The 25,300-nt window shown below is 44.6% G+C and carries 21 protein-coding genes; 2 read left to right on the plus strand and 19 right to left on the minus strand.

All coding sequences use genetic code 11. From position 1 onward, the window contains the following. Window positions 1–76: 76 nt before the first annotated feature. The 4 genes from AC1DP6_RS06640 to AC1DP6_RS06655 form a co-directional block, all read right to left on the minus strand. A complete protein-coding gene (locus AC1DP6_RS06640; RefSeq protein WP_477054118.1) occupies window positions 77–532 on the minus strand; it encodes a protein-disulfide reductase DsbD domain-containing protein in 456 nt (151 codons plus the stop codon). A gap of 35 nt (window positions 533–567) precedes the next feature. Further along, window positions 568–1,260, minus strand: a complete 693-nt coding sequence (gene purQ / locus AC1DP6_RS06645; RefSeq protein WP_441573580.1) for a phosphoribosylformylglycinamidine synthase subunit PurQ — start codon at window positions 1,258–1,260, stop codon at window positions 568–570. 190 nt (window positions 1,261–1,450) lie between these two features. Further along, complete coding sequence (locus tag AC1DP6_RS06650) at window positions 1,451–2,428, minus strand: hypothetical protein (RefSeq protein WP_441573579.1); 978 nt, start codon at window positions 2,426–2,428, stop codon at window positions 1,451–1,453. Window positions 2,429–2,443: 15 nt separating this feature from the next. After that, window positions 2,444–3,964 (minus strand): hypothetical protein, encoded by a 1,521-nt coding sequence (locus AC1DP6_RS06655; protein WP_477054119.1) that lies wholly within the window; start codon window positions 3,962–3,964, stop codon window positions 2,444–2,446. A 194-nt stretch (window positions 3,965–4,158) separates the two neighbouring features. On the opposite strand from AC1DP6_RS06655, the gene AC1DP6_RS06660 reads away from it, so the two are divergent. Continuing rightward, entirely contained in the window at window positions 4,159–5,073 is a 915-nt protein-coding gene (locus AC1DP6_RS06660; RefSeq protein ID WP_477054120.1) for a TIGR01777 family oxidoreductase, read from the plus strand. Here the strand turns inward: AC1DP6_RS06660 and AC1DP6_RS06665 are convergent. From AC1DP6_RS06665 to AC1DP6_RS06695, 7 genes are all read right to left on the minus strand, one after another. Then, the gene (locus tag AC1DP6_RS06665; protein ID WP_477054121.1) at window positions 5,063–6,307 is read right to left on the minus strand and encodes an anthranilate synthase component I family protein; all 1,245 of its coding nucleotides are present in this window, start codon (window positions 6,305–6,307) and stop codon (window positions 5,063–5,065) included. The genes AC1DP6_RS06660 and AC1DP6_RS06665 overlap by 11 nt on opposite strands. Window positions 6,308–6,380: 73 nt before the next feature. Next, window positions 6,381–6,833, minus strand: coding sequence for a hypothetical protein (locus AC1DP6_RS06670; RefSeq protein WP_477054122.1), 453 nt, complete (start codon window positions 6,831–6,833; stop codon window positions 6,381–6,383). A 94-nt stretch (window positions 6,834–6,927) separates the two neighbouring features. After that, complete coding sequence (locus AC1DP6_RS06675) at window positions 6,928–8,199, minus strand: adenylosuccinate synthase (protein WP_477054123.1); 1,272 nt, start codon at window positions 8,197–8,199, stop codon at window positions 6,928–6,930. 200 nt (window positions 8,200–8,399) lie between these two features. Then, window positions 8,400–10,646: a RelA/SpoT family protein gene (locus AC1DP6_RS06680; protein WP_477054124.1), complete on the minus strand. Its 2,247-nt coding sequence runs from the start codon at window positions 10,644–10,646 to the stop codon at window positions 8,400–8,402. A 149-nt stretch (window positions 10,647–10,795) separates the two neighbouring features. Further along, window positions 10,796–11,536, minus strand: a complete 741-nt coding sequence (locus AC1DP6_RS06685) for a response regulator transcription factor (RefSeq protein ID WP_441573572.1) — start codon at window positions 11,534–11,536, stop codon at window positions 10,796–10,798. Window positions 11,537–11,775: 239 nt separating this feature from the next. After that, on the minus strand, window positions 11,776–13,215 hold the full coding sequence (locus AC1DP6_RS06690; RefSeq protein ID WP_477054125.1) for an alpha-L-fucosidase: 1,440 nt from the start codon (window positions 13,213–13,215) through the stop codon (window positions 11,776–11,778). A 2-nt stretch (window positions 13,216–13,217) separates the two neighbouring features. Next, complete coding sequence (locus tag AC1DP6_RS06695) at window positions 13,218–15,797, minus strand: beta-mannosidase (RefSeq protein WP_477054126.1); 2,580 nt, start codon at window positions 15,795–15,797, stop codon at window positions 13,218–13,220. A gap of 54 nt (window positions 15,798–15,851) precedes the next feature. On the opposite strand from AC1DP6_RS06695, the gene AC1DP6_RS06700 reads away from it, so the two are divergent. Beyond that, window positions 15,852–16,022, plus strand: a complete 171-nt coding sequence (locus tag AC1DP6_RS06700; RefSeq protein ID WP_441573569.1) for a DUF6728 family protein — start codon at window positions 15,852–15,854, stop codon at window positions 16,020–16,022. Here the strand turns inward: AC1DP6_RS06700 and lpxB are convergent. The 8 genes from lpxB to metG form a co-directional block, all read right to left on the minus strand. Next, window positions 16,019–17,122, minus strand: a complete 1,104-nt coding sequence (lpxB, locus tag AC1DP6_RS06705) for a lipid-A-disaccharide synthase (RefSeq protein ID WP_477054127.1) — start codon at window positions 17,120–17,122, stop codon at window positions 16,019–16,021. The two genes, AC1DP6_RS06700 and lpxB, sit on opposite strands and share 4 nt — an antisense overlap. Window positions 17,123–17,140: 18 nt before the next feature. Continuing rightward, window positions 17,141–17,446 carry a hypothetical protein gene (locus AC1DP6_RS06710; RefSeq protein ID WP_477054128.1) on the minus strand — a complete coding sequence of 102 codons (306 nt, stop codon included), beginning with the start codon at window positions 17,444–17,446 and terminating at the stop codon, window positions 17,141–17,143. A 97-nt stretch (window positions 17,447–17,543) separates the two neighbouring features. Further along, on the minus strand, window positions 17,544–18,320 hold the full coding sequence (surE, locus tag AC1DP6_RS06715) for a 5'/3'-nucleotidase SurE (protein ID WP_477054129.1): 777 nt from the start codon (window positions 18,318–18,320) through the stop codon (window positions 17,544–17,546). A gap of 84 nt (window positions 18,321–18,404) precedes the next feature. After that, window positions 18,405–19,184: an ABC transporter permease gene (locus AC1DP6_RS06720; RefSeq protein ID WP_477054130.1), complete on the minus strand. Its 780-nt coding sequence runs from the start codon at window positions 19,182–19,184 to the stop codon at window positions 18,405–18,407. Then, the gene (locus AC1DP6_RS06725; protein WP_441573564.1) at window positions 19,184–20,077 is read right to left on the minus strand and encodes an ABC transporter ATP-binding protein; all 894 of its coding nucleotides are present in this window, start codon (window positions 20,075–20,077) and stop codon (window positions 19,184–19,186) included. The genes AC1DP6_RS06720 and AC1DP6_RS06725 overlap by 1 nt, the downstream gene beginning before the upstream one ends. A 97-nt stretch (window positions 20,078–20,174) precedes the next feature. Next, the gene (locus AC1DP6_RS06730) at window positions 20,175–22,577 is read right to left on the minus strand and encodes a 3-hydroxyacyl-CoA dehydrogenase/enoyl-CoA hydratase family protein (protein ID WP_477054131.1); all 2,403 of its coding nucleotides are present in this window, start codon (window positions 22,575–22,577) and stop codon (window positions 20,175–20,177) included. Between the two features lie 26 nt (window positions 22,578–22,603). Further along, the gene (locus tag AC1DP6_RS06735) at window positions 22,604–22,981 is read right to left on the minus strand and encodes a four helix bundle protein (RefSeq protein ID WP_477054132.1); all 378 of its coding nucleotides are present in this window, start codon (window positions 22,979–22,981) and stop codon (window positions 22,604–22,606) included. 146 nt (window positions 22,982–23,127) lie between these two features. Beyond that, a complete protein-coding gene (gene metG / locus AC1DP6_RS06740; RefSeq protein ID WP_477054133.1) occupies window positions 23,128–25,266 on the minus strand; it encodes a methionine--tRNA ligase in 2,139 nt (712 codons plus the stop codon). Window positions 25,267–25,300: the final 34 nt, after the last annotated feature.

The raw sequence follows: 25,300 nt of genomic DNA on the forward strand, positions 1-25,300 counted from the left end.
CTGAGAAAACAAGAAACGAGTTCCTGTTGAGAGGAACTCGTTTTACGAGTATTGTTATCAGTTACCGGATGCAAAATTATTTTCCTCCAACACTCACAGCAAACTCCACTTCTTTCGGAGGCAAACACTGGTGATCATCACACACCATGAACTCTACCGAGCCTTTTACTTTAGTAGCTGCTTTACCTTTCACGGTTACTTTCTGCACGAAATCTACGGTGCTTTCGTAATATTTCAGTTCAGAGTTGAAGTTCTTATCAAATGACTTGTGCAGTTTACCTACTTCTTCCACTTTACCTGCTGTGGCCACCAGTGGATTCTTGGTGAATTTGAAGGCAGTTGGTACTGGTCCTTCTCCTGCTTCCTGTGCATACACGTGCCATCCGGCATCGATGGTAGCAGTAGCGTGTACTTCGTAGGTAGTTGCATTTACTTTCTTGGCAGTGAAATTCCATTTTACCGGATTCTCGATCTGAGCGCTTGCCAGAATGGGCAAGGCGAACAAAGCCAGTGCTGTTAATAATTTTTTCATGCTTTTCTTTTTAATTGGTTGGTTGATTTAATCTATTAGTTGTTGTTGATCAGACTCTGTAAAATCAGCTGACCATCAGTATTACCCAAAGCCAGGCTGGTAGCCCTTTCTGGGTGAGGCATCATGCCAAAGACATTTCTTCCTTTGTTACAGATACCTGCTATGTTACGGATGGCGCCGTTATGGTTAGCAGATTCAATAATATTGCCAAACTCATCGCAGTAGCGGAATAACACCTGGTTGTTTTTAAACAGTTCATCCAGCGTGGCGTCGTCAGCGTAGTAGCGCCCTTCTCCGTGTGCAATAGGAATCATCAGTGATCTGCCTGCCACATCTTTAGTAATGGATGCGGTAGTGTTTTCACTTTTCATGTATACATTTTTGCAGATGAACTGCTGATGCTGGTTCTGTAATAATACGCCTGGCAGCAATCCTGCTTCACATAATACCTGGAAACCATTACAAACACCAATTACACGGCCACCTTTATTGGCAAATTCTATCACGCTCTGCATCATTGGGCTGAATCTCGCAATAGCGCCGCAACGCAGGTAGTCACCATAAGAAAAACCACCCGGTAATACGATACAATCTTCTGTGCTGAATGCGCTCAGGTCTTTATCCTTATGCCACAGTTCTATTACTTCCTGTCCCAGATCATTACGCAGGGAATCAATCATATCATGATCACAATTAGAACCGGGAAAGGTGACAACGCCAAATTTCATCTGAAAATGTTTTGTGTTTATGTGTAAATAATGCTTTAAAAACTGTTTTTACCCGATGTTTTTGTCATCATTTTTCACGAATGACAAATCTACTGGGAAAGGACAAAATTACTTCGCCGTTCGCAATTTTCCATTGCCGTTTGTCCCGATTTAACAAATTACTGGTAATCAGCCCCTTAAAATGGAGAAATCAGCTGAAATATTGCATTACGATAACATATGCCAGCGTAATGAAGTGGATAATGTTGGCAAAAGTATCGTTAGTGACCGACCAGAATACATTACCCGCAAACATAGAAACCGGTAATACAGCCAGCACCCAATAGGCAGCGGAAAAGTGTACGTTGAAGAAAGGTACCAGCATGGCTACCACCACATATATAATTAATGCCGCCCATATCTTGCGGCCCTGTATTAACATTTTCTTAAGAGGACGCTGTAATAACAACCACCCGATCACAAAAAAGAGCAAACTGGCCACCATGGCGCCCCATACCTTATAATCAGTAATCATGGGCAACGATGCACCAATATTCGGGATCTTCCACAATAATGTCATCTGCCCGGTAAGGAACAAATAAGTTCCCATCAGGTAAAGCGGACATATTAACCCCAGCAACGCAATAATCCACTCCGCCAGCCTGAAAGCACGCATAATCAGCATACTCGCCAGCAGCAAAAAGCAAAAAATAACAGAAGGGAAGTAAAACAACCCACTCACCCCCAGCGCAAAACCAATATTAAATACCACATCACGGGCCGAAGTACGTGTATACAACTCCGTTATGCTGGTAAATACCCACAACATAATCAGGTTCACCAGCAAAGCCGGGGAAAATACGTTCCAGCTTTGCAGCATGGAAGTAAAAAGCAGGAAACACATCGCCGGCAAATACGTAGGCCGGGGAAACAACCGGTGATGGTTGATAATACGGGTGAAGAGCAACGACTGCAGAAATAACATCAACACTGCCAGTGATGTAAAAAACAAAGGACTATTTCCCACCAAAGTGGTCATCCATTTCACCAGCAGGTGATACAAAAGCCCCTCCGATCCATCCGCCATATAGGTAGACGGATGAATCAGATAGTAAAACTTAACGAGCAGTGTATATATTAACAACAGCAATACCGTAAGAGGATTGCCTGAACGGAAAAATCTTATCACAATGCAAAGGTGTGATTAAAAGTCAATTTTAGCAAAGCAAATATAATTCCTATAGATACATGGTATCACAACAGTACGACCGGAAATTTGTTTTCCATACCGGGGCATCCAGGTAAAACCCTTATCCAGGTTGCGCAAGGTAGGCATACGGTTAACTTTACCGCCCGGCGCCAGACTTACATCCGTCAACATATAACTTCTTCTGTCCAGCTCATTATACAGGAAACGCAATTCACTGCCTACGTTTACCATCAGGTAAGATAAATACAGATCCGCATTATCGTCATACTGGCTCTTGTGCACAAAGTTGTTCCATTGCATATTGCCTTCGTCATCAAAAGACAACACCACTACATTATCATAGTGATAACGCAGTCCCTGTGAATTGTTCCAGTAGTAAGGATTGTAATACATGGAAGAATACGGGGAATAGTAATAAGGGGCATACATACCACTGTATGGGCTGCCATACATATAATTCCACCGGTTCCAGGGCTGGTAACGGGACGAAGTAGAGAAAGATTCTGCCGTGAGCAGGAAGCCTCCATTGGCCGTATTAATGATCTTACGGATAAAGTAGTCATTAAAAGCAGCATTGGTACTGGATTCTCCGCGGGCATTTACTTTCAGGTCATCCGGAAATACCTGCGACTTCTCGTATACCGTTTTATAATTGCCATAGTCGTACTTATACAGGTATAAGCCTTCTACGTTCCCTCTTTTCTGTTTATAATAAAACGCAGTGACCAGCGCCGTATGCTTATTATTATCAAGCTTCATTTTTACCTCGTCCAGCAGCTGCGCTTTGAATCCCATCGGGCTGGCTTCAAAACTGTCTACCAGTGCGCGTTTAACAACCATACTACCGCTCACTACATAATCCCGGTTAGAAGTACGTTCCAGCTTATTAAAGATCAGGTCCCCGGTATTGGTGAGGTTAAAGTTGCTCAGGAACTGCTTTTTCTGCATCGGCAGAGAGAAGCGGCTATTGTTTACCAGGCTCATAGCGCTGTCATACAGGAAGGTATAAAACACGTTGTTGTCTTCCCTGTCCTGGTTGATCTTATACACCATGATGCGGTTCTTATCTTCCGATACTTCCACAGAATATACCTTGTTCTCTTTGGAATAGATGCCGATACGGGTAGAATCGATCAGGACGGGTGCATCACTGAAAGTAGCCTCCGGCGACATGGTAGCACAGAAGCTGTATACCGCATCTTTACGCTGGAACTGGTAGATCATGAGCACCTTGTCCGGATAGGCTACAAAGTCCATACTGATCACCTTACGGGGCAGGAAGTCCAGTTTCACCCTGTTTTTCAGCTGCATCGCGTTATCATATACCGATACAACATAATCACCACGGTCTGTTTTATACACGAGGATATTACCGGCTACCTTGCCAATAATCTCAAACTCAGTGCTCTTGTAGTCATCTTTCTCCGGCTCTGAATAGGTGATTTTCTGTGCCATTGCTGCCGTGCCGGCGAAAAGCAGCAACAATACTAACTGTAGGCGGTATAGCGTATGCATGCGGTAATATAGATTTCAGATATGTATGATAAAGCAGATGGCACATTTGCATGCACCATTTTCAAACTTACATTAAAATTCAGAAATTAAGTTGTCAATTTAAAGCTGGTAAGTCCTGCCTTTACATAAATTCCAAAAGGCCCGATTTATTGTGTATTTTTATTAAATTATTTTAAAAAATCAGCTATTACTTAATGGAAACCGTTATTATAACCGGTGGAACAGGACTCATAGGGACGGCATTAACCCGGCTGCTGCTGGAACGCGGCTACAAAGTAATTATTCTTAGCAGGAGCCCGGAAGCAGGCAGTAACAAGGCGGTAACATATGCCCCATGGAACATTGAAACACAAACCATAGACAAAGCAGCCATTCAACAGGCAGATTATATAGTACACCTGGCAGGAGCCAATGTAGGCGATAAACGCTGGACGGCAGCCCGGAAACAGGAAATTATTAACAGTCGTACCAGGAGCTGTGAATTGCTGTTCACCGCGCTGCAAACAATCCCCAACAAGGTAAAGAAGGTGATAAGCGCCTCGGCTACGGGCTACTACGGGGAGTTTAATGACCATGCGTTTACGGAAACAGACCGGGCGTATACCGATTACCTGGCCAGTACCACCCAAACATGGGAGCAAAGCATTTCAAAAATAACTGCATTAAATAAAAAGCTGGTCATCTTCCGTACAGGCATTGTCCTGAGCCGGGAAGGCGGCGCATTAAAAGAATTCTACAAACCGCTCCGGTTTGGATTTGCCACCATACTGGGTTCCGGAGAACAATTTGTACCCTGGATCCATATTCATGATATCGTAAGATTATACTTCAATGCTATCGTCAACGATAAGCTGGAAGGCATATATAACGCCGTAAGCCCTAACCCGGTGACTAACCGGGAACTGATCCTCAGTATGGCCAAAATAGTGAAAGGACGCAGCTTTATGACCACTTACRTGCCTGCCTTTGCGCTGAAAATGGCGTTGGGAGAAATGAGTGTGGAAGTATTGAAGAGTGTAAAAGCTTCTGCTGACAAAATACAAAGAACCGGTTTCCAGTTTTCCTATCCCACCATCAATGAGGCGATGGAGCAGTTGTTCAGTCAGTAATGGTTTTTTCCATGGCAGCTGCTTTCAGTAAACATTCTTCCCATTCTTTTTCCGGGTCACTGTAAAAAGTGATAGCGGAGCCGGTCTGGAAGGAAAGATATTGATTAGCGGCATTATACAGCATGCTTCGGATCACTACATTAAAGTCGAAATCGCCGCTTGGCGTAATATAGCCTACTGCGCCGGAATAAAGCCCCCGGCGGGTTTGTTCGTATTGCTCAATGAGCTGCATCACCCTCATTTTAGGTGCACCTGTCATGGATCCCATGGGGAATGAAGTACGCAATACTTCCGTAAAAGGCAACTGTGGGGATAATTGCGCCGCCACAGTAGAGATCATGTGGTGTACATGTGCAAAAGAATAGATGCCAAAGAGTTCGGTCACTTTCACGGTGCCCTGTAGTGCAGTATGGGATAAGTCGTTACGTACCAGGTCTACCACCATTACATTTTCAGCGCGTTCCTTTGCATTGTGCAATAATTGTTGTTGTAGCTGCAAGTCAATAGCGGGATCTGCATCTTTGCGGCTGGTGCCCTTAATCGGTTGTGAAATCACTGTATCCCCTTTTTTCTGCATAAAACGTTCAGGGCTGGAACAGGCCATGTAGCGATCATGCAGGCGGTAGTAGGCCGCAAACGGTGCAGGCGACAACGCATTCAGTTTTGCAAATAAAGCCGGTGGATGAACACTCACCGCTTCCATGTAATTTTCGCGGCAGAAATTAACTTCATAGCAGTCGCCATGAAGAATATGCTGCTGCAGCTCTTTCACTGCGGCGATATAGCGGTGATGATTCAGGCGGCTGCGCAGCGGCTGCAGACCGGAGTTGTGGGCAGGTGCCACGTCAACGGGCATACGTAAACAGGCCGTAAACACGGCATAGGCGTCCTGTTCACTGAAGGCTTCTCCGCCAATATGTACCTGTCCTTTCTGGAGCTGCATAACTACACGCGGCACAAAGAAACACATATCAGGAAAGCCGATACCGTCATAGTGCTCCGATTGCAGTCCCGGCACGGTCTCGTTTTTGAGATCATATGCCAGGTGACCAAAAAGCCAGTCCTGATGTGTATTATAAAACGCCTGTAAAGCCGGGAAAGCATTTCCTGCACTTACTTCGAGGGTATGTAAGGCATCTGCCGCAAGTATGGCTTCGTATTGGTGCCAGGGAGAATCGTAGTTATTATTATCTAAAAAACAACAAATGTTGAACTGGTTTCCCCAATCCAACATTTGTTGCTTAAATATTTTCTGATTATCAACCGGAAAAGTGTGGAATATCCTGATAACAATCGCGTTTTAGTGCTTAAAAATCATCATCGTCATCATCAAAACGATCGTTGAACAGATCCATGTCTTTGAATTCATCATCGATGCCCAAATCATCGTCATCATCGGCTTTTTTAGTGCCGGTGGCAGGACGACCACGTTTTCCTTTTGACTTAGGCATGTCAAATTCTTCAAAATCAGGATCATAATCATCATCTTCCCCTTTTTCCCAGGCGTCATCAGCATCATCTCCTTCATCGTCAGCATCATCATCTCCATCCTCATCGTCATCTTTACGTTTGGATTTAGATGCGGGCTTATCTGATTTCTTTGAGGCAGATTTGGAAGGTTTCACATCTTCATCATCATCTTCCTCATCATCATCATCCACCTCTTTCTTAGGCTTGGCCGCAGCTTTAGGAGCGTCTTTTGCAGTCTTAGGAGAAGTAGTTTTTTTGGTCTCTTTCTCTTTATCAGATTTTGATTTCATAATAGGTTGCCTTATTTCTTTGCCGTAAAGTTTTAATAGTTTTTTTTATTCGCCAAATTTTTTTTGCCGTTTTTTTTCCTTACTTTTTTTCCTTTTACTTTTCTAGGATCTGATCGCGTCCGGGTCCGTTAGAAACGTATTTCACGGGCACACCCAAATAGCTATCCACTGCTGCAACAAACGCTTTCATCTCTGCTGGTAACTCGTTGAATTGCTTGCAGGTAGAAGTTTTGTCGCTCCATCCGTTAAATGTCTCCCAGACAGGTTTAATGTCCAGACCGTTTAACTGGAAGGGTAATTGTTTCGTTTGTTGACCATTTATTTCGTAAGCGGTACAAGCCAAAACTTCATCAAATTCATCCAGTACATCACTTTTGGTCATTACCAGCTGGGTAACACCACTCAGCATGCAGGTATAATTCAGAGCCACCAGGTCAATCCAGCCACAACGGCGTGGGCGACCAGTTACTGCGCCAAATTCATGACCTGCACTACGCAGTTTTTCACCGGTAGCATCATGCAGTTCTGTAGGGAAAGGTCCGCCACCAACACGGGTACAATAAGCTTTGGTTACACCAATTACTTCTTTGATCCACTGCGGAGCAATACCTAAACCGGTACATACACCCGCAGAGATGGTATTGGAAGAAGTAACAAATGGATAAGTTCCAAAGTCAACATCCAGCATACTTCCCTGTGCACCTTCTGCCAATACTTTTTTACCGGCTTTCAGTTTTTCATTCAGGAAATATTCACCACTTACCACATTCATTTTCTGCAGGAATGGAATCGCTTCAAAAAATTCAGCTTCCCAGTTGGCGATATCTTCTGTAAACTCGTTTATATCATACTGACACAACAGTTGCAGGTGCTTCTGTTTCAGTTTCTCATACTGATTTTTAAAATCCGGTGACAATACATCTCCCACACGCAACCCGTTTCTACCGGTTTTATCCATGTAAGCCGGGCCGATACCTTTTAAAGTAGAGCCTATTTTATCATTACCTTTTGCTATTTCGGACGCTTTGTCCAGCGCACGATGCGTAGGAACAATAATATGCGTTTTTTCCGCGATAAACAGATTTTTTGTCAGATCCACACCCAGTGCTGAAATATCTTCACTTTCCTTTTTGAAAGCCACAGGATCCAGCACCACTCCGTTACCAATCAGATTAATGGTCTTTTCATGGAATACACCGGAAGGAATTGTACGTAATACTACTTTCTGTCCGTTTACATATAAAGTGTGACCAGCGTTCGGGCCACCCTGAAAACGGGCAATCACGTCATACCTGCCGGCAAAATAGTCCACAATCTTACCCTTGCCTTCGTCGCCCCATTGCAGGCCTAACAAAACGTCTACCATAATGATTTAATTAAATATCGGAGGTTGTTGCTTTAAAAGAAGTCGCAAAATTAAGGCGAATATTAACAAATACAAATTTTGTCAGCTTTTAACAGCTGTTAGCCATTAGCTTTTAGCTTTTAGTAAATGCAGCGAAGACGAAGTTATGTTAATCTTCGCTGCATTTACTAAAAGCTAACTGCTAAAAGCTAAAAGCTTCATCAGGATTCTTCCAGACGTTGTATAGATTGAATTCCTTCAAGCTTTTTAAGCCTTTCTACGAGTTCATCCAGCTCCTCCTTGTCGTGCACATATACTTTAATCAAACCCTCAAATAAGCCTTCTTTTGACTCAATACTAAGAGCAGAAATATTAATCTTCAATTCACCTGAGATGATATTGGTAATCTTGTGAATAACTCCCACATCATCCATACCAATAATGCGCAAACCAGTCAGGAAAGAAATCTCGCGGTTCTTCACCCACTTGGTTTTTACCACCCTATGGCCATAATTAGCCAATAACTGTGCGGCATTGGGGCAGTTGGTACGATGTATTTTCAGTCCTTCACTGGCTGTAATAAAGCCAAATACATCATCTCCGGGAATAGGACGGCAACAGTTGGCCAGTTTATAGGCAATCTTATCTGAGCTTTCTCCGAAAATAATCAGTTCCGCATCTTTTTTGGAAGGTAACTGATGCTTGATATGCTCTTCCGGCACATGATCCGGCACCTTCACCGGTTTTGGGGGTTCCAGTTTATCGCCCAGTACATTAAACTGCTTCAGCTCCTTCAGGTCAATATTCTTGACAGCTACCTGGTAGTACAGGTCCAGCGGGGAAGGTTGTTTATAGAACTGAACCAGTTCATTGATGTTATGCTGGTTAATAGAAATATTCATGTGAGACAGCTTACGCTCCAACGCCGCTTTCCCATCCATAGCCACTTTACGCTTTTCTTCCTTCAGCGCATCCTTGATCTTGGATTTGGCTTTGGCTGTCAGCACAAAATTCAGCCAGTCTTCCGAAGGCTTTTGTTTATTGGAGGTAATAATCTCTACCTGGTCACCACTGCGTAGTTTATGGCTCAGCGGCACCAACTTATAATTCACTTTGGCGCCAATACATTTATTACCCACTGCACTGTGGATAGAATAAGCAAAATCAAGTGCAGTAGAGTTTACCGGCAATATTTTCAAGTCCCCTTTGGGAGTATAAACATAGATTTCTTCTGTGAACAGGTTGCTCTTGAAATCGGCCAGGAAGTCCAGTGTATTGGAATCCGGGTTGTTCAGTATTTCCCGGATCTGGGTAAACCACTGATCAAATTTTGATTCCTGCTGTGGAGAAGCCCCACTACCTTCCTTATAGCGCCAGTGCGCTGCCACACCTTTTTCCGCATAATCATTCATGCGTTTGGAGCGGATCTGTACTTCCACCCATTTACCATTAGGCCCCATCACTGTTACGTGTAAAGCCTCATACCCGTTGGATTTGGGGTTACTGAGCCAGTCACGCGTCCTCTCCGGGCTGGGGTGATAAAAGTCTGTAATGATGGAATATACTTTCCAGCAATCTGCCTTTTCCTTGTCCAGTGCGGAGTCCAGGATAATACGGATAGCAAAAAGATCGTATACTTCTTCAAAGGCTACGCCTTTGGTTTTGATTTTATTATGAATAGAATGGATCGATTTCGGGCGGCCATATATCTCGAACTGGAACCCTTCTTCCTGCAGCACCTCTTTGATAGGCTTGATAAACTCGTTAATATAGCGGGTACGCTCACGTTTGGTTTCCTTGAGGCGCCTGGCTATTTCCCGGTAGGTTTGCTGCTCGGTATATTTCATGGCCAGGTCTTCCATCTCGGATTTAATATTGTATAATCCAAGGCGGTGCGCCAGCGGCGCATAAATAAACACTGTTTCAGAAGCGATCTTCAGCTGTTTTTCCCTGCTCATACTGTCGAGGGTACGCATGTTATGCAAGCGGTCGGCCAGTTTGATCAGTATTACCCTGGGATCATCTGCCAGGGTCAGTAATATTTTCTTGAAATTTTCTGCCTGTGCGGTACTGGTGCTGGAATCGATGACAGTAGATATTTTTGTCAGACCGTCAACGATGTGCGCAATTTCGTTACCAAATTCGCGGGCAACATCTTCCAGGGTTACTTCCGTATCTTCCACGGTATCATGTAGCAATGCACAGATGGCGGAGCGTACGCCCAGCCCTATCTCTTCCACACAAATCTGCGCTACCGCCAGCGGATGCAGAATATAAGGTTCCCCGGATTTGCGCCGCATTTCCTTATGTGCATCAGCTGCCATTTCAAAAGCAGTACGTACCAGCTCCCTGTCGCCTTTTTTCAAACGGGGTTTTAATGCCCTTAATAAAGCACGGTAATGCCGAACGATCTCTTTCTTTTCCTGCTCTTCGTCTAAATTATATTTTTGTACTACCACTGTTTCCATTGGAATAAAGTTACGATTTAATATAATCTGAAAGAAAAGCGGGGAGCGAAAAAGCGGGGTTTGGTATAAATGTCCTGCCCTTTCCCGGCTATGACACCAGAAAAGGGCAGGAACGATGATTGTTTTAGGTTAGTTGTATGACTCGCAGGTCACGTAAGTGGAACACATATTTTAACAGGCAGTAATGTTTCGGGCACATTCAGCCGCAGGCCAACGTTATAAACTGTTTCCAGTTCTACACGTGGTTCCAGTTTCAACTGTTTCCGGATGCGGCCAATAAACACGTCCATACTGCGACTGGCATAAAAATCTTCTTTTCCCCACACCCTTAGCAGTACTTCATCTTTCTGCACAATGATATTAGGCCGGCTCAGGAAATACCGCAGCATCTTCGCTTCGATGGGCGACAGCTTACTTTTTACCAGTTTACTTTCTGTTTCATAAATTTTCAGCTTCCGGTAATGGTAGGTGTAGGTGCCCAGATTATGTCCGATCAGCAACTCTGTTCTGTTCGGACGGGTCCATTTCAGGATCACCTTGATCCTTTTTACCAGTTCTTCAAAACTGAAGGGTTTTATCATGTAGCCATCTCCGCCCAGTTGAAAGCCACTAATGCGGTCTTCTGGCTGGGTTCTTTCGGACGACAGGAAAAAAATGGGGGTCAGCATGGTGCTGTTACGGATTTCTTTGGCCAGTTCAAATCCGTTCATTTTTGGAATAACGATGTCGATCAGGCAAATATCATAGCGGTTCCTGACATAAAGATTCCAGGCATCCACGCCATCGTAACAGTGTTCTACATTATAGCCAGCCTGTTCCAGGTGCTGTTTTACTATGCCGCCAAAGGCTTTATCATCTTCAACAAGTAAGACTCTTGGGTTTCTGTTCATAAAGCTACCATTTGTGATATTCCCGATTGTGAACTCCCCATTTGTTACTAACAAACGGACTTTGCTTTCAGCAGCTACTTCTTTTCCGAAGTTTAATTTGCCGGGAAGCGTTTTGTTACCTGCACTCATCGGCTAAAAAGCAGGATGAGTTTTACGCTCCGTCTATAAAACAAAAAAGAGATGGCCGCGGGTAAGCGACCATCTCTTTTTTTTATTTATCAACACTAATTCACATCAATTCACAGCTTTTCCACATTTGCTATTTTTATAGCAACGGCATGCTGAAACCCTTTCTGGCGAATAGATTCAGGCACCTGAACGGCTACTCCGGCAGCAGTAGTTTTCCACACCAGCTTATTGGTAGTTCCCAGTAACTGTAAGCGCGTTCCTTTAGCAGGCGTCAATCCTTTAAAGGTAATTACAGCCGGTAATTTTTCATTTTCATCCAACAGATAGATCGCATACACGCTACCATCTTTTTTACGGGTGAAACATACTTTACCATCTTTGTAAGGCGCTACTGCACGGGTGCCATAAATAGCATCTCCATTGACGTGCATCCAGGCTCCGATATTTTTCATGGTAGTATAAGCTGCCTCGTGTAATTCACCATCAGGACCAGGAGCCACATTCAGCAAGTAGTTACCACCTTTTGCTACAATGTCCACCAGGTTGTGGATCAGCGTATTCACTGATTTATACTTATCGTCCGGTGCATACGACCAGGAGCTGCCCATAGTCATACAGGTTTCCCACGGATAGCTCAGTGGCTTTGCAGGAATTTCCTGTTCAGGGGTACGGTAATTTTCATACGGACCATGCACAGTGCGATCCACCACAATCAGTCCGGGCTGATGGCTGCGGGCCATGGTAGTAATTTTGCCCATGTCTATATCCTGGTCCTGTGGAGCCGTTTGACTCCAGGAAAGTGATTCTTTGGTCTGCTGTTTCAATGGACGTACCCAACCGCCATCCAACCAAAGGATGTCCAGTTTTCCGTAGCCTGTCATCAGTTCTTCAATCTGGTTGTAGGTAAACTGCTTGAACTTGTCCCATTTTTCCGGATATTTCTTTATGTCATAATTCACATTTCTATCCTTAGGCGGGAAATAGCTCCACCAGTAGTATTCGGTGTGCCAATCGGGCTTGGAGAAATAAGCGCCTGCGTGAATACCTTCCTGCCGGAAAGCCTGGAAGACTTCCTTCGCCACATTAGCACGTGGATTTTTGCTGAAAGCGCCGTCTGCAGCGGTTATCTTATAATCTGTTTGTTTGGTATCAAACATACAGAAACCATCATGGTGTTTGGTGGTAAATACCAGGTACTTCATACCGGCATCCTTTGCTGCTTTAGCCCATTTTTCGGGGTTAAAGTTCACCGGGTTAAATGATTTTCCCAGTGCTTCATACTTTTTCAGGTAGTCATAATAGGGAACACCTGCCGGCTTACGCTGCGTCCAGCCTTCATCTTCCGGGCAAATGCTCCAGGATTCCACAGCACCCCATTGGGAGTAAGGCCCCCAGTGCATGATCATCCCAAACTTCCAGTCCTGCCATTCATCCAGCTTTTGTAGAACTGCCTGATCTGTTTCAGGTACATAGGGATGCTCTTCGCTTTGTGCTTTGCAGACATTGATGGCCATCCATGCACAGCCTAATACAATCCAGAATTTTTTCATTGTCAATGTTTATAAGACGATTCTAAAGTGGTTATCTTCAATGCCTGTTGAATTATTTCAGGCAATTGCKTTGTTTGCAACCTGATCGTCCGGGTTTCTCCGGGCAACAGATCGAAATAGTTTTCTTCAAAATGTTCCGACGCCAGCGCATTGTCCAGCGACAGGCAAATGTTCCTGGCCAGCTTATCTGTCTTCAGACGGATATAAACGGCCTCCTTGTCATTACCTGCTTTGCTGGTCACTACCTCCAGATGTGGTGTTTCGAGATTCATCTCCTTCGCAGTAGCAAAGTAAAAGATATTCCGCTCCATATCCTTACTGTCTATTCGCAGTTGTGTATAGAATATTATCGTTGTTGGGCTTTTCCCCTTCAAAATAGCGGCGGTATCGATCGCATGTACCTTTGCGCTGGTATTACTATTTAATCTTATATCCTTCAATTCGTCCTTCCAGATAACTTTACCACTTAGATCCATTGCGGTCATCAACAGGCTGACTGCTCCCCGGTATTCATCAGTAACAATATAAGTAGCCAATTGCCCTTTTTCAATAACATTGGATATCAGGCAGGGCTTAAAGGCCTCTTTTACATAATACTGCAGGGCTTTCCAGCGCCCACTATACTCACGGCCCGACCAGGAAGCACCCGGCCAGCAATCAGTCAACTGCCAGTAAAGGGTGCCCATACAATAAGGCATTGCCCTACGGTGCGCTTCTATGGCCATTTTCATGCCTTCTGCCTGTAATACCTGACTCAGATATACAAAAGACGGGAAGTCTTTTGGCTCCCGGTAATAATGCAACATATAGGTTTTAATGGCAGTATTCCCTTTAGCAGGGCTCTTCTGATGCGATTGCATCACATTGGAAAAAATATCGTAGTCGTCTTTTGTAGCAAACGTGCGAATGGTTTCCATAGATGGGAAGGACTGGAAACCATATTCACTCATAAAGCGGGGAATATGTGTATTGAAAGCTTCAAACCATTCCATGCCATGCCATACACCCCAGTAGTGGTTATCGCCTTTGGTAAAATCCTCCACCCTGCCCCAGTTGCTGATAGGGGAAGAATGAAAGTAAAAGGCACCCGGCTGATAAGCAGCCACCTGCTGCGGTAATATCTCTTTAAATAATTTATCATACCCTTTCAACAGGCTTTGCCACTGCGTATTCGTATAGGCGTAACCGCTTTCCCAGCCCCAGTTTTTAATCGCCACGCCTACTTCATTGTTCCCACACCACAAGGCCAGGGCAGCGTGATTGCGCAGGCGCCTGATATTGTCTGCTGCTTCCTGTTGCACACTTTCCAGGAAAGCCGGATCGGAGGGATAGAGGGTACAAGCAAACATAAAGTCCTGCCACACCAGTATCCCCTTCTGATCTGCCAGTTGATAAAAGATGTCATCTTCATAAATGCCACCACCCCAAACACGCACCATGTTAAAGTTGGACTCCACCATGTCCTGGAACAGTTTGCGCTGTTTCGCTTCCGTTACCCTTGGCAGAAAGTTATCCTGTGGAATATAATTGGCGCCTTTCATGAATACCGGGCGCCCGTTCACTTTCACATAAAATGATTCTCCCAGGCTATCGGGTTTATTCACTACTTCAATCGTACGCAGTCCCACGCTGTTTTTACTGGTGGCGATTGTTTTCTTACTGCTTTGTAAGTTGGCCTGCAGCTCATACAGGAAAGGATCTCCCACGCCGGCGGGCCACCACAGAACGGGCTTATTAATAACGAATGGCACCTTTAGTACATTGATACCCGCCTGCAGGCTAACCGGCTTCTTTGCCAGCTCAGGCAGTAATCCATGCGAATTTTTCCCCTGCAACTGCAGCGTGTACTCACCTGCCGCAGCGACTTCTATGGTTACTTCCGCCTGCATATCTGCCTGTGCGGAATCCAGCTTTACCTGTTGCCAGTATACATCACGAATCGTTGCCTTGTTCCAGCTACGCAGGTATACCGGACGCCAGATACCGGAAGTAACCAGGCGCGGTCCCCAATCCCATCCATAATGGTAGGGCGCTTTACGGGCATATATGCTTAATGGAATATCGCTGGCATCATTACCAGCCGGATAGATAATACTGTCCTGTAAAAATTTGGGCATGTCCGTTTTAACCGGACTTTTAAACAGGATGCGTAATTCGTTATCACCCGCTACCAGCCATTCTTTCACATTCACAATATGTGATACAAACATGTTGGCAGACTGTAATATCAAATGGTTGTTGAGGTATACATCTGCATAAGTATCCAACCCTTTGAATTCCAGTTCCACCACATCAAAGTTCAGGTCCGCTTTTTTCAGCTTCCACTTTTTGCGGTATTGCCAGTCCTTCTTATCCACCCACTGCACGGCCTTTTCATTGGTTCCCGCAAAAGGATCGGGAATTAATTTCAATGCCAGCAAATCGGTATGTACGGTGCCTGGCACGGTGGCTAGCCGCCAGATGCCTTCATCTGCACGGGAAAATTCCCAGCCAGATGCCATTGGATTGTTCGCGTTGTCCTGCGCTGCTAAGTTGGTTAAAATGGTTAAAAACAAACAAGCAGTTAACAGTATATATTTCATGATTCTTATTTTTCAGAAGAACCAAAAATAGTACTGATTTACGATCTTTGAGAAATGAAAAGTATCTGGCAACAAATATTGAGGTATCTCTATATAGGCAAAAAGGATCCCAATGCACCAAAAACACGCTACGTGGCAATGATGCATGGGATGAACAGAATATCGTTATTACTTTTTTTAGTAGCGATCATTATTATGATCATCAAGCTAATCAGGAGACATTAAGCGATGGCATATTCATAGATCACTTCGGCAGCGCGGCGGGAAGCATCCTTTTCTCCCAGCTTATGCCATAGTTCTGCGTAATCTTTCATGACGCGGCTTCTGGCGGCTTCATCTTTCAGTAAAGCAGTTAGTTCCCTCAGTAAGTTTTCTTCGGTGAGGTCATGCTGAATGAGTTCTTTCACCACCAGCTTATCCATCACCAGGTTTACCAGGGAGATGTATTTTACTTTGATCAGACGTTTTGCGAAGAAATAGGAAATGGGGTTTCCTTTATAACACACTACTTCAGGTACGCCAAACAAAGCCGTTTCCAGTGTGGCCGTGCCGGAGGTTACCAGGGCTGCTTTCGCCTGACGCAGTAAATTATACGTTTGCCCTTTTACCATTGACACATTAGGATGTTCTCCGGTCAGGGCTTCCAGGAAATGATCATCCAGACTTGGCGCCTGTGCCACTACAAACTGGTAGTCCGGAAAATGTTTCGCCATGGTGAGCATGATAGGTAATTTCACACTCACTTCCTGTTTACGGCTGCCAGGTAATACGGCAATCACCGGCTTATCAGACAATGGCGCATCGGCAGGCTGTTCTTTGGCAGCTTTAATTACTTCCACCAAAGGATGTCCCACATATTCTACTTCATAATTCCATTTGTGATAAAAGGCTTTTTCAAAAGGAAGAATACATAGCATTTTGTCTACGCTCTGTTTCAGCTTCTTTACACGGTTTTCTTTCCAGGCCCATACCTGCGGAGAAATATAATAGACAATTTTAAAACCTTGTTGCTTACCCCACTCTGCGATGCGCATGTTAAAACCAGGGTAATCTACCAGCACCAACACATCGGGTTTGAATGCCCCAATATCTTTTTTACAGATATCTATATTACGCAAAATGGTACGGAGATTCATTACTACTTCCACGAAACCCATAAAAGCCAATTCTTTGTAATGCTTTACCACATGGGCTCCGGCAGCTTCCATCAAATCACCACCCCAACTGCGTATATCCGCAGACGTATCCAGCTGCCTTAATTGTTTTACAAGATTACTGCCATGCAAATCACCTGACGCCTCTCCTGCAATAATGTAATATTTCAAATTCGTGTAGATTAAAAATTATCTGATCAGTTTAAGCAATAAAATGCCGATCGCATACAGCATGGTCATCAGGAAAATACCTTTGGCGGTAATGTCCAGCCGCTTTCTTGTATACAGGAAAAATACCAGCCCGTTCAGCAACAGGCAAATGCTGGTGAGCTTGGGAATCATCTGCCGGTTATCTTTTAAGATGCCCAGAAATTGTCCCAGCCCCACGTCACTATGCTGTAACCTGATCACAAAAAAATAGTACAGGAAAAACGCGGCCAGGGGAGTTAAAAACCCCAGTAAAATCCCAAATGGAAGATTGTCTTTTTTAAACATACTGATGATAGCATTTAGCTGTTAGCTCTTAGCTTTTAGTTTATCACTTGCCGGAAAGCACTTGCTTTTAACTTTTTGCTTTCTGCTTTTTGCATTATCACAGGTCTTTCCAATCCGCTTCCAGCTTCTTTTTTAACGAATAATTAGTCAGGTCAAACTGTACCGGCACAATAGATGCGTAATTATTATCCAGTGCCCATACATCTGTATCTTCTCCGGTATCGCGGTTCTTAAATTCACCGGTTAACCAATAGTATTTTTTTCCATGCGGATCACGGCGTTCATCAAACTCCTCTACCCATTTAGCGTCTGCCTGCCGGCTGATTTTCAACCCTTTAAATTCCTGTTCGCTCACAATCGGGATGTTCACATTAAACAAGGTGCCCGGCGGTAAATCAGATTCCAGCATACGCTTGGTCACCTGGTAAGCTACTTTCTTTGGTAAGGTAAAATCTGCATCATAGCTATATTCCAGGAAGGAAAAGCCTACAGAAGGAATACCTTCAATAGCTGCTTCCATAGCGGCCGACATCGTTCCGGAATAAATAACGTTGATCGAATGATTGGCCCCATGGTTAATACCGCTCACACAAATATCCGGCTTGCCGTGCAGGATTTTATCGCGGGCCAGCTTCACACAATCTACCGGTGTACCGGAGCATTGCCATGCTTCTATGCCTTCAAAAATATCTACCTGGTTCAAACGCAAAGGAGTACCAATGGTAATCGCATGCCCTTTGCCCGACTGCGGACTATCTGGCGCTACTACCACCACTTTTCCCAACGGCTTCACCGCCTCTATCAACGCACGTATTCCTGGCGCAGTGATTCCATCATCATTCGTTACCAATATTACACGTTCCTTTGTAGCCATAATTCACATTTTTGCTTTGCACAACAAATTTAAGCTCTCTGTTAAACATTTCGCTTTAAAAGAATGTGAAATATATGGATATTTCTACAGATCGGATTTTAATACTTTCCTGAAAACCAGGTAGATGCCTAACGCGATATAACCGATCATAGCGGCTACATACACATAGGTATCATACTGGAATACATAAGGCATTACTTTCCCAAGCAATGGAAAAGGCAGGAGTTCGTCACCGCTCTGCAGGGGTAACAGCCCTCCAACAGGACCTACATATCTTTTAACGAAAAAAGATAACAACTGGTCCAGCATCATATTATATGCAATAAACAGCACGATCCCCAGTCCGGCACGCTTTACCAGCACCCCTATCAACAGCGCAATGGTCAGCATCACATTGAGCTGCAGGAAGTAATACAGCATATACTCATATCCTTCAAAAGTAAAGGGCGTATCACCATAGATCATCCCTATCAGCATGCTGCTTACAGTAGCCACCACCAGGGTAGTCAAAGAAATGGCTACCAGCCAGAATAATTTGGCATATACAAATTCTTTTCTTTCCCAACCATCAATCACATTTTGCCTGTTGGTACGGTAAGTATATTCATTGGTAACCAGGATGATCAGCAGCAAACCGAATAAAAGGGAGATATAACTGTTCATAGATGCCATGGTGAGCCATACATTCGGGAAACTGAACGGATTTCCTATCAGTTTACCTAGCTGTTTGAAGTTCAGATCACTGAACTTATCGGCTACCATGAAATTGCCGGCAGGAATAACGATGAGTGCCAACAGCAGCATTACCCAGAATGTACGGTAGTTCTTTACTTTCAGCCATTCGGTATATATAATTTGTTTCATCAGGCAGGGATATTAGTGATTTCCAGGAATGCAGTTTCAAGACTTTTCTTTCGGAGTTGCAGGTGATTCAGCCAGATACCCTGTTTGGCACAGTAGCCGTTGATGGCCGCCGCATCGGGCGAAACGGTAAAGGATGCTTTTATAATGCCACCGGTAATTTCAGCACCTGTACAACCGGGATATTGCAGCAGCGCAGTCCGCAAGGCACTGTTATCTGCGGCTGATAATTCCACGTAGTCGTTGCGGCTGATTACCTCATTCACGGCACCGGACAACAGTAACTTTCCGGACCTGATGATGGCCACATGTGTACATACTTTCTCTACCTCGTCCAGCAGGTGACTGGCCAGGATAATGGTTTTACCAGTATCCGCCAGCTTCCTCACCAGGCTTCGTACCTCCGCAATACCGGAAGGGTCCAGTCCATTGGTAGGTTCATCCAGGATCAATACTTCCGGATCTCCCAACAGTACAGCAGCAATGGCCAGCCGTTGCTTCATACCCAGTGAATATGTTTTAAATGCAGAATGCTGGCGTTGGGTAAGACCGCAAATCTCCAGTACGCGGGCGATATCATCTTTTCCCCGCTGCTTGATCGCAGCGGAAATTTCCAGGTTTTTATATCCGCTGAGATAATGATAGAAGTTGGGCGTTTCCAGCAAAGTGCCTATCTGCCGACGTTCCCTGGCGGTAGGTGTTTTATCAAATAAAGTAAAACTGCCGGTATCGGCTTTGAGCACATCGGTCACAATGCCCAGCAAGGTGGTTTTACCGCTGCCGTTAGGCCCCAGCACACCAAACACACTGCCTGTCGGCACTTCAAAGGAAACACCCGACAAGGCCTGTACTGTTCCGTATTTTTTGGAAATGTTTTGTAAGGATAGAATTGGCACGGGAAATAGTATAAAAGTGTAGAATAAAAAGGGAAATGCAGCGAATGATCTTATGGCTAATCTTCACTACATTTCCCATAAATTAAAATAACAGTTTTTAGTTTCGTACAGGCTTGCCTGTTTTGATAACACTCTGTAAACGCTCCAGTGTTTTGCGTTCACCGCAGAGACTCAGGAAAGCTTCGCGTTCCAGGTCCAGCAGGTATTGTTCGCTTACATAGGAAGCTTCTGTGAGATCTCCTCCACACATGACATATGCCAGTTTATTAGCTACTTTCTGGTCGTGCTCTGAAATATAGTTACCGAACTTCATAGCGTAAACGCCTGCCAGTAAGGCACCCAGTGCACCACGACCCATTACTTTGATATCTGTTCTTTCTACCGGACGGGTATATCCTTCATCGGCCAGCGCTATTACACTGCGTTTCGCATCTGCAATGAGGCGGCTGAGATTCATGGTTATTTCATCGTGTCCTTTGCGAAGTACACCCATATCAAATCCTTCGAAACCGGAGGTAGCTACTTTTGCGGTAGCAACGGTCATGAAGTAATCTTTCAGTGGTTCTTCCTCGATACGTCCTTCTTTGTATTCCAGGCTGGCGCGGAGCGTCATTTCTTTGGTACCACCACCGCCAGGAATCAGACCTACACCCAGTTCCACCAGTCCAATATAAGTTTCGGCTGCTGCCTGTACTTTATCTGCATGTAAACACATTTCGCAACCACCACCCAGGGTCAATGCATGCGGCGCTACTACCACCGGTATAGAGGAATAACGTAAACGCATGGTGCTGCGCTGGAACAGGCGCACCGCCATATCCAGTTCATCAAATTCCTGTTCTGCCGCCAGCATGAAGATCATGCCCACATTGGCGCCGGCAGAAAAGTTAGTGCCTTCATTTCCGACTACCAGGCCGCGGAAGTCTTTCTCCGCGCGGTCTATCGCCTTATTCAATCCTTCCAGCACTTCACCGCCAATGGTATTCATTTTTGTTTTCCAGTCGAAACAAACTACGCCATCTCCGAGATCAATCAGGCTACAGGCGTTGTTTTTCCAGACAACATTATTGGAGAAATTTTCCAGGATGATGAATTGTCCTTCACCAGGCAAGGTTTTGTAGGCCTGGCTGGCTACATCATAGTAAAATTTCTTGCCGTTATCTACTTTGTAGAAGGTTTTGATACCCTTACCCAGCATATCTTTCACCCATTGGGCTACTGTTAATCCTTTTTCTTCTATCAACTTTACCGATGCTTCCACGCCCAGCAGATCCCAGGTTTCGAATGGACCAATCTCCCAGCCAAAACCGGCTTTCATGGCATCATCTACTTTATAAAGATCATCAGCTATTTCCGGGATGCGGTGTGATACATAAGAAAGCAGGTAAGCATGGAATTGTTTATAAAACTCTCCTGCTTTATCTGTGGCGGCGTTCAGTATTTTAATACGTTGCTTCAGGTCTTCCACTGGTTTAGCGGCATCGATGCTGGCAAACTTCGCTCTTTGCTTAGGCCCGTATTCCATGGTTTGCAGGTTCAGGGTAAGGATTTCCTTACTGCCGCCTTCACCTTTGGTTTTCTTATAAAAGCCTTGTCCTGTTTTATCTCCCAGCCAGTTGTTTTCCACTACTTTCTGCAGGAAATCCGGTATTTTAAATATGCCGATAGCTTCATCCTGCGGGCAGTTATCCATTACGCCCTTGGCTACTTTCACCAGGGTATCTATCCCTACCACATCTGCGGTACGGAAGGTGGCTGATTTAGGTCGTCCTATTACCGGTCCGGTGAGGGCGTCTATTTCATCAATTCCCAATCCCATTTCCTGCATGATGTGGAAAATGGCCATGATAGAAAACACGCCTACCCTGTTGGCGATAAATGCCGGGGTATCTTTACACAATACGGTGGTTTTACCGAGGTAAAGGTCACCGTAGTGCATGAGGAAATCTATGATAGCGGGATCTGTATGTGGAGTAGGTATTATTTCAAGTAAACGGAGGTAGCGGGGAGGGTTGAAGAAGTGGGTACCGCAGAAGTGTTTTTGAAAATCTGCACTGCGGCCTTCTGTCATCAGATGAATGGGGATGCCGGAAGTGTTGGAGGTGATGAGGGTACCGGGTTTACGGAATTGTTCCACCTGTTCAAATACGATCTTCTTTACATCCAGGTTTTCCACTACTACCTCAATGATCCAATCCACATCTGCCACGCGCTTCATATCATCTGTGAAGTTGCCTGTTTTGATGCGTTTGATCACATCTTTGGTAAAAACAGGTGATGGATTAGATTTAATGGCGGCTTGCAGGGCATCATTCACAATCCGGTTCTTCACAGCGGGATGGTCCAGTGCGAGGTTTTTCTTTTTTTCCGCGTCATTCAGCTCTTTGGGCGCTATGTCCAGCAGCAAAACCTGTACGCCAATGCCTGCGAAATGACAGGCAATCCTTGATCCCATTACTCCCGAGCCTAAAACGGCTACTTTGTTGATGTGTCTCGTCATAGCTTTTAGCTTTTAGCTGTTAGCAGTTAGTCTTTTGCGGAGCTTACAGCGGTTGTCAGTTTACTGATCATTGAATTTAGCATTTTTTGGACTTCAATCAGCAGGGGGAGGATGATTTCTGAAATACTTTTTTGGAAGGAAGGGTAAATTTGGCTAGAGATTAACAGTTGGGGTTCCATTTCAAAAGAAGAACCAAGGGCCGTTTGCAGGAATTTATTATAATGTAGATCTGTAGACATAGCGGCTCCCTCAGCGATATTACTAGGGACCGAAACCGCAGCTCTCCTGAGCTGGCTTATTAAACCAAACTTCTCTTCTGAAGGAAATAATTTTGTGAGCTCATAAACTTTCACACAGAGATCAAATGATTTCTGCCAAATAATAAGGTTCCTGAAGTTTCTCATGGGTTAACATTTACATAATGAATATAAAAAAACATGATAAATATAAAAACAAAGCCGATACAAATTGTACCGGCTTTACTCGCTTAAATCTATTTTTCTTTATCCGCTTTAATCTAAAAGCTAACAGCTAAAGGCTAAAAGCTGTTTCAGTTTACTCCACTGCCTGGCTTTACCGCTTCTGCGGGGTTTACAAAAATCAGCTTCCCGTTATCTTCGGCCATGAGGATCATTCCCTGGCTTTCGATACCGCGCATTTTGCGGGGGGCCAGGTTGGCTACCAGTGTTACCTGTTTGCCGATGATCTCTTCTGGTGAAAAGTGCATGGCGATGCCGGATACGACGGTACGTTGTTCAGTACCAATGTCTACCAGCAGTTTTAATAATTTATCTGCTTTCGCTACTTTTTCTGCTTGTAAGATGGTGCCTACGCGCAGGTCCAGTTTGGCGAAATCATCATATTGGATTTCTGGTTTGGCAGGAGCAGGTGGCGCTTCTTCCACTGCCGGAGCTGCAGCGGCGGCAGCTTCCATTGCCAGTTTCAGGCCGTCATGAAGTTTCTGTACCTGTGCAGTAACCTGGTCGTCTTCTATCTTTTTGAATAGCAGTTCCGGTTCGCGGAGTGAGTAACCAACGTTTACCAATTTTTGGCTACCTGCGTTGTCCCATTCCAGCATACGATCTACTACTTTCAGCATGTGACAGATCTTCCTGGAGGTGAAAGGCAGGAACGGATGCGAGAAGATGGCTAGGTTGGCTGTCATCTGCAAAGCAATATGCAAACAGATGTCTATACGGGCACGTAAATACTCCTCACTTTTCCCTTCATACTTCTGATGCTTTTCGCTCCATGTTCCGTTCTTCAGGTTTTCAAGTACAGTGGCCAGTATCCATGGTTCATTCTGTTGCAGGTATATATTTCCTTTGCGGGAAAACTCAATAACTTCAGACAGCGCTTCCCGGAAGCGGTAATTCTCTATACTGTTCTCTATCTTCTCTTTCGCCAGTCCGAATTCTTTCAGGATATCACGATCAGCATCTTCTATAAATTCCTCATGCAATGGTGGTACTTTTCCTCCGCATAATTTATGCATCAATACCATTGCCCTGTTCACAAAGTTGCCGAAAACGGCTACCAGTTCACTGTTATTCCTATCCTGGAAATCTTTCCAGGTAAAGTCATTATCCTTGGTTTCAGGAGCAGTGGCGCAGAGTACATAACGCAGTACATCCTGCTGATCAGGGAAATCCTGGATATAATCATTTACCCATACCGCCCAGTTACGGGAAGTGGATACTTTTTCACCTTCAATATTCAGGAACTCGTTGGCAGGTACATTATCCGGTACTACAAAACCACCGTGCGCTTTCAGCATGGCCGGGAAAATAATACAGTGGAATACGATGTTATCCTTACCGATAAAATGTACCAGTTTGGTATCGTCTTTACACCAGTAGTCCGCCCAGTTGTCGGTGAGTTCTTTGGTAGCAGAAATATAACCGATCGGTGCATCAAACCATACGTACAGCACTTTTCCTTCTGCATCTGGTAATGGCACTTTGATACCCCAGTTGCTGTCACGCGTCATGGCGCGACTTTGCAATCCACTATCCAGCCAGCTTTTACACTGACCGTATACGTTGTTTTTCCACTCTTTATGACCATCGATGATGTATTCCTTCAACCATGGTTCATAGTTCTGCAGCGGCATGTACCAGTGTTTGGTGGTTTTCTTCACCAATGGTGCATTGCTCAGAGCAGAGTGAGGGTTGATCAGTTCATCCGGGCTCAGGGTTCTGCCACAGCGTTCGCATTGATCGCCATAGGCTTTATCGTTACCGCAGTTGGGGCAGGTGCCCACAATATATCTGTCGGCCAGGAACATTTCTTTTTCCGGATCGAAATATTGCTCACTTTCTTTTTCTTCAAACAGTCCATCATTATACATCTTCAGGAAAAAATCCTGGGAAGTTTTATGATGAATAGGATCACTGGTACGGGCAAATATGTCGAAAGAGATGCCCATGGCGGCAAAGCTATCGCCTATGATTTTGTGGTATTTGTCTACTACATCCTGCGGGCTTACACCTTCCTTCATCGCTTTGATGGTGATAGGTACACCATGTTCATCAGTTCCGCAAACAAATTTTACATCAGCCTTTTTGGAGCGTAAATAACGCACATAAATATCTGCAGGCAGGTAGCAGCCGGCAAGATGTCCTATGTGCACCGGGCCATTGGCATACGGTAATGCCGCAGTTATTAAATATCTATTAAATTTTGCCATATTCTCTTAACGAATGCTTAAATAAACTTTAAAT

Source organism: Chitinophaga sp. 01L420 (genome assembly GCF_056399985.1).

What these genes read in the sequence shown, in the direction of transcription:
- AC1DP6_RS06640 (WP_477054118.1), bottom strand. Translation starts at nt 532, where the DNA reads ATGAAAAAATTATTAACAGCACTGGCTTTGTTCGCCTTGCCCATTCTG.
- purQ (WP_441573580.1), bottom strand. Translation starts at nt 1,260, where the DNA reads ATGAAATTTGGCGTTGTCACCTTTCCCGGTTCTAATTGTGATCATGAT.
- AC1DP6_RS06655 (WP_477054119.1), bottom strand. Translation starts at nt 3,964, where the DNA reads ATGCATACGCTATACCGCCTACAGTTAGTATTGTTGCTGCTTTTCGCC.
- AC1DP6_RS06665 (WP_477054121.1), bottom strand. Translation starts at nt 6,307, where the DNA reads ATGTTGGATTGGGGAAACCAGTTCAACATTTGTTGTTTTTTAGATAAT.
- AC1DP6_RS06670 (WP_477054122.1), bottom strand. Translation starts at nt 6,833, where the DNA reads ATGAAATCAAAATCTGATAAAGAGAAAGAGACCAAAAAAACTACTTCT.
- AC1DP6_RS06675 (WP_477054123.1), bottom strand. Translation starts at nt 8,199, where the DNA reads ATGGTAGACGTTTTGTTAGGCCTGCAATGGGGCGACGAAGGCAAGGGT.
- AC1DP6_RS06680 (WP_477054124.1), bottom strand. Translation starts at nt 10,646, where the DNA reads ATGGAAACAGTGGTAGTACAAAAATATAATTTAGACGAAGAGCAGGAA.
- AC1DP6_RS06685 (WP_441573572.1), bottom strand. Translation starts at nt 11,536, where the DNA reads ATGAACAGAAACCCAAGAGTCTTACTTGTTGAAGATGATAAAGCCTTT.
- AC1DP6_RS06690 (WP_477054125.1), bottom strand. Translation starts at nt 13,215, where the DNA reads ATGAAAAAATTCTGGATTGTATTAGGCTGTGCATGGATGGCCATCAAT.
- AC1DP6_RS06700 (WP_441573569.1), top strand. Translation starts at nt 15,852, where the DNA reads ATGAAAAGTATCTGGCAACAAATATTGAGGTATCTCTATATAGGCAAA.
- AC1DP6_RS06710 (WP_477054128.1), bottom strand. Translation starts at nt 17,446, where the DNA reads ATGTTTAAAAAAGACAATCTTCCATTTGGGATTTTACTGGGGTTTTTA.
- surE (WP_477054129.1), bottom strand. Translation starts at nt 18,320, where the DNA reads ATGGCTACAAAGGAACGTGTAATATTGGTAACGAATGATGATGGAATC.
- AC1DP6_RS06720 (WP_477054130.1), bottom strand. Translation starts at nt 19,184, where the DNA reads ATGAAACAAATTATATATACCGAATGGCTGAAAGTAAAGAACTACCGT.
- AC1DP6_RS06730 (WP_477054131.1), bottom strand. Translation starts at nt 22,577, where the DNA reads ATGACGAGACACATCAACAAAGTAGCCGTTTTAGGCTCGGGAGTAATG.
- AC1DP6_RS06735 (WP_477054132.1), bottom strand. Translation starts at nt 22,981, where the DNA reads ATGAGAAACTTCAGGAACCTTATTATTTGGCAGAAATCATTTGATCTC.
- metG (WP_477054133.1), bottom strand. Translation starts at nt 25,266, where the DNA reads ATGGCAAAATTTAATAGATATTTAATAACTGCGGCATTACCGTATGCC.